The sequence below is a fragment of the Nonomuraea cypriaca genome, from assembly GCF_015645445.1.
Lineage (GTDB): Bacteria > Actinomycetota > Actinomycetes > Streptosporangiales > Streptosporangiaceae > Nonomuraea > Nonomuraea cypriaca.
Genome location: NZ_JADOGI010000271.1, coordinates 1 through 13,177 on the forward strand (window position 1 = coordinate 1; position 13,177 = coordinate 13,177).

Below are 13,177 nucleotides of genomic sequence, written 5' to 3' on the forward strand. Positions count from 1 at the left end.
GTCCGGGGCGAGGGGGGTGTTGCCGAGGATGAGGTCGGCGGACTTCTCGGCGAGCATCATGACGGGGGCGTAGATGTTGCCGTTCGTGACGTACGGCATCGCCGAGGCGTCGACCACGCGCAGGCCGTCGAGGCCGTGCACGCGCATCGTCTCGGGGTCGACGACGGACCGGTCGTCGGTGCCCATCCTGCAGGTGCAGGACGGGTGCAGCGCGGTCTCGCCGTCTCTGGCCACCCAGGCGAGGATCTCCTCGTCGGTCTGGACGTCGGGGCCGGGCGACAGCTCGCCGCCGTCCAGGTCCGCCCAGGCGGGCTGGGCGAGGATGGCCCTGGCGTGCCTGACGGCCTCCACCCACTCGCGGCGGTCCTGCTCCGTGGACAGGTAGTTGAAGCGCAGGGCCGGCTTCTCGCGCGGATCGCTCGACGTGATGCGGACCGAGCCGCGGCTGTCGGAGTACATCGGCCCGATGTGGACCTGGTAGCCGTGGCCGCCCGCCGGCGCCGAGCCGTCGTAGCGGACCGCGATGGGCAGGAAGTGGAACATCAGGTTCGGGTACGCCACGTCGTCGTTCGACCGGATGAAGCCGCCGGCCTCGAAGTGGTTCGTGGCGCCCGGACCGCCCCTGAGAAAGAGCCAGTTGGCGCCGATGACAGGCCGCCGCCATTTGGCCAGGGACGGCTGCTGCGAGACCGGCTGCCCGCAGGCGTGCTGGACGTACACCTCCAGGTGGTCCTGCAGGTTCTCGCCTACGCCCGGCAGGTCGTGGACCACGTCGACGCCCAGCGGCTCAAGAAGAGCCCGCGGGCCGACGCCGGAGAGCTGGAGCAGCTGGGGCGAGTTGATCGCGCCGCCGCACAGGATGACCTCGCCCGCCTCGACGCGCTCGCCCCGGCAGAGCACGCCCACCGCCCTGGTCCCGTCGAAGAGGATCTTCTCCACGAGGGCGCGGGTCCTGACCGTGAGGTTGCGGCGGCGGCGCACCGGGTGCAGGTACGCGCGCGCGGCGCTGAGCCGGCGGCCCCGGTGGATGTTGCGGTCGAAGGCGGCGAAGCCCTCCTGGCGGTAGCCGTTCACGTCGTCGGTCAGCGGATGGCCGGCCTGCTGGACCGCCTCGAAGAACGCCTCGAACAGCGGGCCGCGCGCGGGGCCGCGTTCCAGGGTCAGCGGGCCGTCACCGCCGCGGAAGTCCGTGCCCGGGTCGGCCAGGCAGCGCTCCATCTTCTTGAAGTATGGCAGGCAGTGCGCGTAGTCCCAGCTCTTCATGCCGGGATCGCTGGCCCACCGCTCGTAGTCGAGCGGGTTGCCGCGCTGGAAGATCATGCCGTTGATGCTGCTCGAGCCGCCCAGGACCTTGCCCCTGGCGTGGTAGACGCGCCGGTCGTTCATGTACGGCTCCGGCTCCGACTCGTACTTCCAGTCGTAGAGGCGGTTGCCGATCGGGAACATCAACGCGGCCGGCATGTGGATGAACACGTCCCACAGGTAGTCGGCCCGCCCGGCCTCGAGCACCAGGACGGACACCGACGGATCGGCGCTCAGCCGGTTCGCCAGGGCACAGCCGGCCGAGCCGCCGCCCACGATGACGTAGTCGTACCTCAACGGGGGATCCAGTCCTTCCACACGATCTTGTTCTCGTCGACCCAGCGCTTGGCGGCCTGCTCCGCGGACATCTTCTCGTTGATCATGTCACTGGCCACGGCGTTCTGGGCGTCGTTGGTCCAGGAGAAGTTGCGGACCAGCTCGTACGCCCTCCCGCCGCGCTCCGCGAACCGCCTGCTGACGATCTTGTCCAGCAGGTACGGCGGATAGTCGCAGGCCACCTTGGCCGCGTCGTCGTCGCAGCCCACGGCGTACGCCGGCAGCGCGATCTTGACCAGCTTGACCTTGGTGAACAACCATTGCGGCTCGTAGAAATACATGAGCAACGGCGTCCGATTCTTCGTGGCGGCCTGGGCGGCCTTGATCAGCGCGTCTTCGCTGCCGGAGTAAACGACCTGGTAATTGAGCCCGAGGTTCTTGACGAGTGCCTCGTCATTGGTGACGAACGTCGGATCCCCGTCCAGAAGCTGTCCGGCATTTCCGGTTTTTTCGGTACGAAATAGGCGCGCGTACTTGTTCAGGTTTCGGTAGTCCGTAATGTCGGGGTACTTTTTGGCCATCCACTCGGGGACGTACCAACCGATCACGCCCTTGTTACCCGTGAGGCCGGCCGACAGCGCGGTCTTCTTCTCCTCGATGAACTCCTTCTTCAAGTCGTTGTGACCCCAGCTCTCCACGATCACGTCGACCTTGCCTGATTCGAAATCCCGCCAGGATTGGTCCTCTTTCACGGCCCGCGTGTTCACCTTGTAACCCAGTTCGTGCTCCAGCAGGTAGGCGAGCACGGCCGCCTGGGCCTCGTACCCGACCCAGGCGTGGAGGTCGATGTTGACGGTTCCCAGGGAACCGCCGGCGGCGCCGGGCTCCTCGCCGGAGCAGGCAGTCAGGAGCAGGACCGCCACCAGCGGCCCCGCGAGCGTCTTCATCAGGACCTCCGCGGGAGACCCCGGGCTTCAGCCCTGGGGAGGAAGGGGGAGCGCGGGAGGGCCGCCAAGGCCCGAGCGGTGCGGTAACCGGGTGGTTTTCGCATGTGGGTTCCCCTTCTCTTGGTATGGTTCGTGTGTTCGGACTGGCCGGCGATAACCAAGCCGGCCGGTTCGGGCCTACCGCCGGGCTGGCGGGATGTGAAGCCTGTGGAGGCCACGTAAGACCGGTCGCACACCTTCGGGCGTGCGTGGGCTGTCGCCGGTGAAGCAGGAAGATCCGACCCGTGAGGGTGGGAATCCCCCGGATTCATCTGTGGGGAGCATGTCAAACGCATGATGGTCTCCGCGGCCGCGGCCCCGGCCCCGGTGGACGGGGCCGCGGCCGGCCGGTTCAGAAGGCGGTCACTTCGGGATCCAGGCCTGCCACTTGGCGGGGTTGGCCTCCACCCACTTCTTGGCGGCCTCCTCGCCGGTCATGCCGTTGTTGGTCATGTCGTCGGCGACGGCGTTCTGTTCCTCGTTCGTCCAGGTGAAGTTCTTGATCAGCTCGTACGCGTTGCCGCCGGTGTCGGCGAACCGCTTGCTCACGATCTTGTCGAGGTCGAGCTCGGCGTAGTCGCAGGCGACCTTCTTCGGGTCGGCGTCGCAACCCTCGGTGTAGGCGGGCAGGTTGACCCGGACCAGGTCAGTCTTGCTGAACAGCCAGTGCGGGTCCCAGAAGTAGAACAGCAGCGGCTTCTTCTGCTCCTGCGCCTGCTGGGCGCCCTTGATCAGGGCCGCCTCGCTGCCGCCGACGACGACCTTGAAGTTCAGCTTGAGGTTCTTGATCAGGGCTTCCTCGTTGCTGACGTAGGACGGGTCGCCGAACAGCAGCTGGCCCTGGTCGCCGGACTCGGAGGTCTTGAACAGGTCGGCGTACTTGTTGAGGTTCTTGTAGTCGGTGATGTCGGGGTGCTCGTCGGCCATCCACTTGGGGACGTACCAGCCGATGACGCCCTTGTTGCCGGTCGAGCCGATCGACAGCGCGGTCTTCTTCTCGTCGATGAACTGCTTCTTCAGGTCCGGGTGGCCCCAGTTCTCGATGATGACGTCGACGTCGCCGGTCTCGAAGCCCTCCCAGGCGAGTTGCTCCTTGATCTCGGGCAGCTCGACGGTGTAGCCGAGCTCGTTCTCCAGCAGGTACGCGACCACGTTCGCGCTGGCCTCGTACCCGACCCACGGGTTGATCGCGATCTTCACGGTACCCGCGGCGGCGCTGCTCGCGCCGGCCTGCGGCGCGGCGGAACTCGTGGAGCTGTCGACCTGGGCGCCGCCGCAACCGGCGGCGAGCCCAAGGACGAGAAGGCCTGCGAGCAGGCGTATCTTCATGTGAACTTCCTCTTTCGGGGGGAAGAGCGCCTGTCGGCGCCCTGCGTGATGCGGTCGAGCATGACGCCGAGCAGTACGGTCGCGATGCCCGCGATGAAGCCCATGCCGAAGTCGGTCCGCTGGGAGAACCCGAGGACCACGTCATAGCCGAGCGCGCCCGCCCCGACCAGGGCGCCGATGACGACCATGGCCAGCGTCATCACGATGCCCTGGTTGGCCGCGAGCAGGATGGCCTGTCTGGCCATCGGCAGCTGCACCTTCCACAGGAGCTGGCGCGGCGTCGACCCGGCGGACACGGCCGCCTCGACGACCGTGGCGGGCACGGCCTTGATGCCGTCCTCGACCAGGCGGACCACGGGCGGCACCGCGTAGATGATCGAGGCGAAGATCGCGGTGAACCTGGTGGTCTCGAACAGCGCCAGCGCCGGCAGCAGGTAGACGAAGGCAGGCATGGTCTGAGCGGCGTCCAGCAGCGGGCGCTGCACGGACGAGTACCGCGGGGAGCGGGCCGCGGTCACGCCCAGCAGGAGGCCGATGATCAGCGTGAGCAGCACCGCGACGGCGACCGTGGTCATCGTCTGCATGGCGTGCTCCCACGTGCCCAGCAGCGCGATCCCCAGCAGGCAGCCGAGCGCGATCAGCGCGGGCCGTACGCCGCTCACCCGCCAGGCGACGGTCAGCACCGCGAGGGCGACCAGCCACCAGGGGGCCGAGGTGAGCAGCGACTCCAGCGGGTTGAGCAGCCCGTGGGAGGTGACGTCCTTGATGAACGTCGTGACGGGATACCACGTCGTCTCGGCCCAGCGGACGGCGGCGTTCACCTCGGCGACGAAGTTGACCGTCAGGTTCTCCGGCCAGAGGCGGGGCAGCACGGGGATGAGCGCGAGCCCGGCCACGGCCAGCAGACCGGCCCCGACGAGATCGACCCGGCTTCTCCTGGTGTGCACATCCCGTTTGGCCGTGGACATCATGATGCGGTCGAGCATCACGGCCATGATGACGATGGCGATGCCGGCCGGGAGCATGATGCCGACCTGGGCGCGGGACAGGCCGCGGATGATGTCGCCGCCCAGGCCCGGGGCCGAGATCAGGTTCGCGATGACCACCATGGACAGGGCCATCATGATCGTCTGGTTCACCGCCAGCGCCATCGTGGACCTTGCCAGCGGCAGGTAGACCTTGAACAGCGTCTGGGCCCGCGTCGCGCCCAGCGAGGCGGACGCCTCGACGGCCGTGGGGGAGACCTCCGAGATGGCCAGCGCGGTGATGCGGATGGCGGGCGGGATCGCGTAGATCATCGTCGCGATCACCCCGGCCGGCGCGCCGATGTGGAAGAACAACGCCAGCGGCGCCAGGTACGCGAACGTCGGCATGATCTGCATGACGTCCAGCACCGGCGTGATCACCCGCCGCACCCGCCAGGACAACCCGGCCCAGACGCCCAGCGGGACGCCGATCGCCAGCGACAGCAGCACCGCGACCATGACCAGGGCCAGCGTGTCGACGCTCGACTCCCAGAGCCCGAGCACGCCGAACGCGCTCACGCTCGCCACCGCCAGCAGCGCGATGCGCCAGCCGCCGGCCAGCCAGGCCAGGGCGCCTGCCACGCCGGTGATGCCGGGCCAGCCGAGGGCGTACAGGCCGGTCAGGAACAGGTCGTAGAGCCAGCCGACGAAGAGCCGGATGTAGTTGAGGAAGTACAGGAAGAGCGGGTTGTCGTTGCGGTGGTCGTCGATCCACTCGCGCAGGTCCGTGAACGCCAGGAACTGCGGCGCCTCGTTGTCGTGCGGCAGCGTCCCCGTGCCGCGGAAGACCAGGTACGCCGCCACGAACAGGACCGCCACCCCCGCCGGCGCCGCCCACCTGGGTAAGCCCGGCTTCGAGGGCGTGCTGACGACGGTGGTGCTGGTCATGCGTCCGCCCGCATGGGGACGTCCTGCCCGGACAGGAACGACAGCAGGTCCACCCGGTCCACGACGCCCACCAGCTCGTCGCCGTCCACGACCCTGATCGGGCTGGCGGAGGCCGACGAGGCCGCCACCGCGTCCTTGATCACCGTGGTGACCGGCAGCTGGGGGCCGTTCAGCGACTCGCCGGCCTCCGGGTCGCGGCAGATCCAGCGCAGGGTCAGCACGTTGCTCCTGGGCACGTCGCGGACGAAGTCGGCCACGTAGTCGTCGGCCGGCGCGCCCACCAGCTCCTCCGCGGTGCCGAGCTGCACGATCGAGCCCGCCCGCATGATCGCGATGCGCTCGCCCAGCTTCAGCGCCTCGGACAGGTCGTGGGTGATGAACACCATCGTCTTGCCGACCTCGCGGTGCAGGCGGATCACCTCTGCCTGCATGTCGCGTCTGATCAGCGGGTCGAGCGCGCTGAACGGCTCGTCGAACAGCATCACCTGCGGCTCCACCGCCAGCGCCCTGGCCAGGCCCACGCGCTGCTGCATGCCGCCGGAGAGCTGGTCGGGGTAGGCGTCGGCGTACCCGTCGAGGCCGACGAGGGAGACGATCTCCCTGGCCCGCGCGTGCCTGAGCGGCCTCGCGGTGCCCTGGACCTCCAGCCCGTACGCGACGTTGTCGATCACCTTGCGGTGCGGCAGCAGGCCGAAGTTCTGGAAGACCATGCTGACCTGGTGGCGGCGGATCTCGCGGAGCCGCGCGGGGGAGGCGCCGCCGATGTCCTCGCCGCCGATCCTGATCTCGCCGGCGGTGGGCTCGATGAGGCGGGTGAGGCAGCGTACGAGGGTGGACTTGCCGCTGCCGGACAGGCCCATGACCACGAAGACCTCGCCGGGGCGGACCTCGAAGCTCACGTCCCTGACGGCGGCGGTGCAACCGGTCTTCTCGCGCAGCGCGGCGGGTTCGAGACGCTTGTCTTCGCTGTTCAGCACTTTCTGTGCCCTGGCACCGAAGATCTTCCAAAGGCCATCAACGGTGATAGCCGCGCTGCCGGGAGAAACCCCCACACTCGCCTCCTCGATTGACGTGGCTCAACATAGGGCGTGAATAACGCAAATCTCAACGCCGTGACCCTCCAGAGACCGGGGTGCTCCTCGCACGTTACTCGTCTGGAACGAACTAACCACCCATTCACGGACATTTAACGTGTTAAAGGTTTATTTCCGGCTGAAGGGTCTCAGGGATGGGACTCCAGGTTCTCTCTCAGGAGCCCCACGACTCGAATTTTGTCGCGTTATGTTCGGTTGGCCACTTGCCATGGGATGTGTTCCAATTACCCGCACTTGCTGATTTCCCATGGGGTGTGCAGCCCCTCTCATATACGCCGATTCGGGCGAGGTGCGTTCGGTGAGTACAGAGCAGGGCGAGAAGCAGGCCGGCGAGCGCAACTGGCGCCTGCGGAATTGGCGCGTCCGGGCGCGCCTCGTCGCGCTCATCCTGGTGCCGACGGCCGCCGCCGTGCTGCTCGGCGGCATCCAGGTGCTCTCTTCGACGGCCGCCGCGGGCGACTTCGCGCGCACCAACCAGTTCGCCCAGCTCTCCGAGCAGGTCGGCGAGCTCACCCATCTGGTGTCCGCCGAGCGCGCGAGGACCGCCTGGTACATCGCGCGCGACCGGCCGGCCGCCGCGCTGAGCGAGGTGAGCGCCCAGATGGCTCAGGTGGACCAGATCGCCGACCAGGTCCGCGGCACCGCCAGGGAACTGCAGAACGAGGCCACCGGCCGCACCGCCGACCGGATCGAGAGCCTGCTCAGCCGCATGGACGACCTGGTCGCCCTGCGCCAGCAGGCGCTCGACGCGAGCCTGCTGCCCGGCGCCGCCGTCGAGCTCTACACGACGGTCATCAACGACCTGCTCTCCGTCCACGACGAGCTGATCAAGGGCAGCGCGGACGACGAGCTGTTCCGGCAGACCCGCATGCTCGACGGGCTCGCCCGGGCCAAGGAGAGCGTCTCCTACCAGCAGGCCCTGGTCACCGCGGTCCTGGTCGAGGGGGCGTTCGACCAGGACCAGCTCAAGCGCTTCCTCGGCGAGCAGTCCAGGGAGGCCCACGAGCGCAGAGGCTTCGCCGCCGAGGCCACCGCCGAGGAGCGCCGCTCCTTCGACGAGACCGTCAACGGCCGCTCCGCCGACCGCATGCTGTTCCTGCGTGAGCTGGTGCTGATCAGGGCCACGAACGGGCTCCCGCTGCGCGGCCTCGACCAGGCCAGGCGCGACGACGCCAAGGAGTGGTTCGACGCGGCGACCGTGGTCGTCGACTCCATGCGGACGATCGAGGAGCGCCAGGCCAGGGGGATCGTGGCCCGCAGCGAGGCGCTCAGCGCGGACGAGCGGCAGCGGGCGTACGTGACCGCAGGCGCCGTGCTCGCGTTGCTCGTGGTCGTGCTGCTCATCACCACCGGCGTGGCCAGGTCGCTGGTGAGGCCGCTGCGCCGGCTGCGCGGCGAGGCGCTGCAGATCGCCGGCAAGCGGCTGCCCGAGTTCGTGCAACACCTGCGCGAGTCACGCGACGGTGCCGTCGACACCGAGGTGCCGCCCATCGGGGTCTTCTCCAGGGACGAGGTCGGCGAGGTCGCCCGCGCCTTCGACGAGGTGCACCGCGAGGCCGTACGACTGGCGGGCGACGAGGCGCGGCTGCGCTCCAACGTCAACGCCATGTTCGTCAACCTCTCCAGGCGCAGCCAGACGCTGGTCGAGCGCCAGCTCACGCTGATCGAGAACCTGGAGCGCGGCGAGCGCGACGACGCCAGGCTCGGCGACCTGTTCAAGCTCGACCACCTGGCCACCCGCATGCGCCGCAACAGCGAGAACCTGCTCGTCCTGGCCGGCCAGGAGGCCGCGCGCAAGTGGAGCGAGCCGGTCGAGCTCATGGACATCGTGCGGGCGGCGCTCGGCGAGGTCGAGAGCTACGACCGGGTCAGCGTCCAGGTGCAGTCGGACGTGGCCATCGCCGGTCAGGCCGTCACCGATGTCGTACACCTGCTGGCCGAGCTGGTCGAGAACGCCGCCTCGTTCTCCTCCAGGGACACCAAGGTCATCATCTCCAGCAGCCGCATCGACGGCGGCAGCCTCATGATGTCGGTCACCGACCACGGGATCGGCATGGAGCCCGATGAGCTGACCGAGGCGAACTGGCGCTTGGCCAACCCGCCCGTCGTGGACGTCTCGGTCTCCCGGCGGATGGGGTTGTTCGTGGTGGGGCGGCTGGCGCTGCGTCACAGCATCAAGGTCCAGCTGCGCAGGCAGGACATCGGCGGGCTGACCGCCATGGTGCTGGTCCCGTCCATGCTGCTCACCACCGTGCCGGGCACCGCGATGATGCGGGGCGCGGTGCTGGCCGGCGGTCCCGGCACTCCGGGCATGCCGGATTCGTCCAGGCCCGGCCGGCCAGGACAGGGACCGGCGGGACCGGGACAGGGATCGGGATCATCGGGACTGTTCGGGCCGGACTTGCTCGGGCCGGGCTTCCCGGCGCCCGACTTCCCTGGGCCGGACTTCCCAGCACCTGACTTATCTGGGCCGGGCGGGGCGGGCGCGCCACAGCCGCCCGCCCAGGTGCCCCGGCAGGCCCCGGCCGGAATGCCCGCCGGAATGCCCGCGTTCGGCCACCCGTCGCTCGACGTCGCCGCGCCCGCCCTGGAGAACTCGTCCTGGTTCAGCTCCCAGCGCACGCACTCGACGGAGCCGGCACCCGCCGACACCTCCTTCGCCACCCCGGGCCCGGCGCAGTCCAGGGACGAGTTCCTGCCGATCTTCGCCTCCGTCGACGAGAACAACTGGTTCAGCAAACCGGCGCCGACGGCCGACCACCGCGACCCCGCCTGGCCCTCGACAGCCGACCGGGGCTGGCAGTCCGCCGCCACGGCCGCGGAGCCCGCGCAGGACGGCACCACGAACTCCGGCTTGCCGAAGCGGACGCCGAGAGCGAACCTGGTACCGGGGACCGCGAACCCGAAGCCGCCGCCCGTTCCCGCTCCTCCGCCGTCGCCGGACCGACTGCGTAACAGGCTGGCCAGCTACCAGCAGGGCGTGCGCAAGGGCCGTTCCGAGCTCGAGGAGGGCTGATGAAGGAGCTGAGTCAGGCCGCCAGGGACGTCAACTGGCTGGTCAGCGGCTTCGTGGAGGAGGTCCCCGGCGTGGCGCACGCCGTGGTCGTCTCCGCCGACGGCCTGCCCATGGCGTTCTCGCGAGACTTCCCCCAGGACCGCGCCGACCAGCTGGCCGCCATCGCGGCCGGGCTGGTCAGCCTCACGCAGGGGTCCGCGCGGGTGTTCGAGGGCGGAGGGGTCACCCAGACCCTCGTCGAGATGGAACGCGGTCTGCTGCTGGTGATGTCGATCAGCGACGGATCCTGCCTGGCGGTGCTGGCCACGCCCGACTGCGACATGGGCCTGGTCGCGTACCAGATGACGATCCTGGTCGAGCGTGCGGGGCAGGTGCTCACACCTGCCGTACGGGCGGAACTATCTGCCGCGCGCCCGTGGTGATGGGAGTGAACCATGGCATCGTGGCATAACGGGGAGCCGGAGGCCGAGCGCAGCTCGCTGGTGCGGATGTACGCCGTCACAGGCGGACGGACCACTCCACGCAGCCGGCTCGCCATGGAGGCCCTGGTATCCTCGGCCACCTCGGCACAACTCGGCATGACCTACACCCGCGAATACCGCGCGATCAGTGAGTTGTGCCGCCAGGTGCGGTCCGTGGCGGAGATCTCGGCGCTGCTGAGCGTCCCGCTCGGTGTGGCGCGGGTGCTGGTCGCCGACATGGAAGCGGACGGGCTGGTCAAGGTGTACCAACCGCAGTTGGATGCGGGCCTTCCTGACAGGAGCCTGCTCGAAAGGGTGCTCAGTGGACTTCGCAGGCTCTAGCCGGCTCACCTCCACCAAGATCGTCGTAGCGGGCGGTTTCGGCGTGGGCAAGACCACGTTCGTCGGCTCGGTGTCGGAGATCATGCCGCTCACGACCGAGGCGGTGATGACGGACGCGTCGGCGGGCATCGACGACCTCGGCCACACGCCCGGCAAGAACACCACCACCGTGGCCATGGACTTCGGGCGGCTCTCGCTCGACCAGGAGCTGATCCTCTACCTGTTCGGCACCCCCGGGCAGCACCGGTTCTGGTTCATGTGGGACGACCTGGTGAAGGGGGCCATCGGCGCCGTGGTGCTGGTCGACTCCCGGCGGCTGGCCGACAGCTTCCCCGCCGTCGACTACTTCGAGGACTCGCAGATGCCGTTCGTCGTCGGGCTCAACGGCTGGGACGGCGAGTTCCCGCACGTCGAGAGCGAGGTGCGGGAGGCGCTCACGCTCTCACCGCACGTGCCCATCGTGCGCACGGACGCGCGGGCCAGGCAGGCGGTCAAGAACACGCTCATCACGCTCGTCGAGCACGCGCTGACCGTCCGGGCCCACTGACCGTCCGGGCCCACTGCCTTTCGTGCCCACTGACCGTCCGCGCCCACTGCCTTTCGTGCCCACTGGCCCGTCGGCCTACTGCCACCAGTACGCCGCCACCAGCTCCGCGACCAGCGTCTCGGTGAGCAGGGCGACGTCGGGATCGCCGTCGTACGGGTAGCGGACCGCGGCGGCGGCGTCCTTGACCTCGGCGCCCACGGCGATCACCATGGACCCGCGCTGCCTGACCCAGTCCATGGCCTGGGCGTCGTACCGGGAGCCCGGGTAGAGCAGGGCGCGGTAGTCGCGGGTCTTGGTGAGGTAGACGTCCACGTGGGACCAGTCGCCGGTCTCGCAGGCGTCGGCAGGGCGGCGCGGGCCCTCGCGGAGCATCAGCGCCGACTGCTCCGCCGAGGACAGGCGCTCGGCGGGGGCGATCGTGTAGACGCCGTCGGGGCCGTCCAGCAGTTCCAAGGTCAGCGGGAGCCACTCGTCCCTGCGGTCGAGCAGGTCGGCGGTGGCCTCGGCGGCGCGCGTGATCAGCGCGGGCACGTCGTGGTCCGCGCCGGTGAGGTGCGTCTCCAGGGCCAGGAGCAGCGCCAGGGTGTGCTGGAACGTACGGCAGGCCACGCCCCCGCGCTCCTCGCCCGCGTCCATGGGGATCACCAGGCCGGCCGTCTCGGCGAGGGGCGAGCCTGGCGTGTTGGTGAGCGCCGCGAGGAAGGAGGGGCCGTTCGCGTAGCGGGCCGCGGCGTCGAGCGTCTCCGCGCTGGAGCCGGTCGCCGAGATCGGGACGACGAGGGTGCCCTCGGCGGCCGGCCAGGTGGCGGTGGCCGAGGCGTAGTCGGCGTACGCGTCCACGCCGGCGGCCCGCAGCCGCAGGGCGGCCACCCCCGCCGCGTAGCGGGAGCTGCCCATGCCGAGGAACAGCACCCTGCGGATGTCCTGCGGCAGGCCCCCGAAGGGGTTGTCCGCGCGCAGGGTGGCGGCCAGGCTCGCCAGGAACTCCGGCTTGGACTCCAGATCGGCCAGATAGAGCTCGGAATTCACGCGATGTCCTTCTCTTGTGGGTACCAGGTGCGCAGAACGCCCATGGGGGCGTAGCGCCAGCGGGGAAGATGACGGGCGGCGTAGATCAGCTCGCGGCACTCCTGCTCCACCTCGAACGGGCGGATCAGGCTCTCGTCCAGGAGGTCGGGCCTGTGCCGTGCCGCCAGCCGGGCCTTGTAGGCGGTGACCAGCAGGGTGCGGGCCCGAGCCGCCCAGGCGGCGGCCAGGCCGGGTGGGGTGGCCCTTCTCCTGATCGCGACCTGCGCCACGTGTTCGAGGCTCGTGGTGAGCTGGGCCACGTCCCTGGCCACCGGCTGGTACGGGTCCGCCCCGGCCACGGTCGGGTTGCCGTCGAAGTCGATCACCGCGTACCCGTCACGCCACCTGAGCACCTGACCGACGTGGAGGTCGCCGTGGATCCTGATCCTGGGCCCGGCGACCGGCCCGTCCAGCGGCGCCAGCTCCCGCCTGAGAGCCTCCGCCCTGGTGGCCAGCCAGGCGCCGTCCGCGCCGTCCGTCAGATCGAGGGCCTCCCGCAGCGCGCCCGCCGCCCTGGCCCCCGCGTCCTCTCCCATGGCGGCTCCCGTGCCGATTCCTGTGGCGGCTTCCACGCCGGCGGGGGCGCCGGGGAAGGTGGAGAGCGCCAGGTGAAGGTCGGCGGCGAGGCGGCCGAGCTCCGGCGCGAAGTCCGTGGCGCCCGCCGCGGCCTCGTCCACGCACCACTCCCAGCCGTCCCTGGCCTCGGGGAGGTAACCGGTCATCAAGGCGAGGAGGACCTCGTGACCGTCCGTCGCCCGCGTCAGGGCCGCGTAAGGAGGGGCCGTGTCGTTGAAGCCCGCCTCAACGAGGTGCGCGAAGATCTCCGGGGTGGGGTGGGGCCTG

The 13,177-nt window shown here is 69.7% G+C and carries 10 protein-coding genes and 1 pseudogene; 4 read left to right on the forward strand and 7 right to left on the reverse strand.

Annotated features, from left to right (window positions below; genetic code table 11):
• The 5 genes from betA to ITP53_RS48050 all read right to left on the reverse strand — a co-directional run.
• On the reverse strand, nt 1-1,599 hold a 1,599-nt coding region (gene betA / locus ITP53_RS48030; RefSeq protein ID WP_195902165.1), incomplete at its 3' end, for a choline dehydrogenase.
• The gene (locus ITP53_RS48035; protein ID WP_195902166.1) at nt 1,596-2,525 is read right to left on the reverse strand and encodes an ABC transporter substrate-binding protein; all 930 of its coding nucleotides are present in this window, start codon (nt 2,523-2,525) and stop codon (nt 1,596-1,598) included. The genes ITP53_RS48035 and betA, both read right to left, overlap by 4 nt.
• 402 nt (nt 2,526-2,927) lie before the next feature.
• Nucleotides 2,928-3,893, reverse strand: a complete 966-nt coding sequence (locus ITP53_RS48040; protein ID WP_195902167.1) for an ABC transporter substrate-binding protein — start codon at nt 3,891-3,893, stop codon at nt 2,928-2,930.
• Nucleotides 3,890-5,806, reverse strand: coding sequence for an ABC transporter permease (locus ITP53_RS48045; protein WP_195902168.1), 1,917 nt, complete (start codon nt 5,804-5,806; stop codon nt 3,890-3,892). The genes ITP53_RS48040 and ITP53_RS48045 overlap by 4 nt, the downstream gene beginning before the upstream one ends.
• On the reverse strand, nt 5,803-6,783 hold the full coding sequence (locus tag ITP53_RS48050) for a quaternary amine ABC transporter ATP-binding protein (RefSeq protein WP_407941396.1): 981 nt from the start codon (nt 6,781-6,783) through the stop codon (nt 5,803-5,805). The genes ITP53_RS48045 and ITP53_RS48050 overlap by 4 nt, the downstream gene beginning before the upstream one ends.
• Before the next feature lie 415 nt (nt 6,784-7,198).
• Between ITP53_RS48050 and ITP53_RS48055 the strand changes: the two genes are divergently transcribed.
• Genes ITP53_RS48055 through ITP53_RS48070 form a run of 4 tightly spaced genes read left to right on the forward strand, consistent with a single transcriptional unit; the run spans nt 7,199 to nt 11,266 of the window.
• The gene (locus tag ITP53_RS48055) at nt 7,199-9,916 is read left to right on the forward strand and encodes a nitrate- and nitrite sensing domain-containing protein (RefSeq protein WP_195902169.1); all 2,718 of its coding nucleotides are present in this window, start codon (nt 7,199-7,201) and stop codon (nt 9,914-9,916) included.
• Nucleotides 9,916-10,338 carry a roadblock/LC7 domain-containing protein gene (locus tag ITP53_RS48060; protein ID WP_195902170.1) on the forward strand — a complete coding sequence of 141 codons (423 nt, stop codon included), beginning with the start codon at nt 9,916-9,918 and terminating at the stop codon, nt 10,336-10,338. Before ITP53_RS48055 ends, ITP53_RS48060 begins: the two co-directional genes overlap by 1 nt.
• A gap of 12 nt (nt 10,339-10,350) precedes the next feature.
• Nucleotides 10,351-10,719, forward strand: a complete 369-nt coding sequence (locus ITP53_RS48065) for a DUF742 domain-containing protein (protein WP_195902171.1) — start codon at nt 10,351-10,353, stop codon at nt 10,717-10,719.
• Complete coding sequence (locus ITP53_RS48070) at nt 10,700-11,266, forward strand: GTP-binding protein (protein ID WP_328818180.1); 567 nt, start codon at nt 10,700-10,702, stop codon at nt 11,264-11,266. The genes ITP53_RS48065 and ITP53_RS48070 overlap by 20 nt, the downstream gene beginning before the upstream one ends.
• 75 nt (nt 11,267-11,341) lie before the next feature.
• On the opposite strand, the gene ITP53_RS48075 is transcribed toward ITP53_RS48070, so the two are convergent.
• Together ITP53_RS48075 and ITP53_RS48080 are read right to left on the reverse strand one after the other, a co-directional pair.
• Entirely contained in the window at nt 11,342-12,295 is a 954-nt protein-coding gene (locus ITP53_RS48075; RefSeq protein WP_195902173.1) for an SIS domain-containing protein, read from the reverse strand.
• Nucleotides 12,292-13,177, reverse strand: a pseudogene (locus ITP53_RS48080) (hypothetical protein); the annotation flags it as partial. The pseudogene ITP53_RS48080 and the gene ITP53_RS48075, both read right to left, overlap by 4 nt.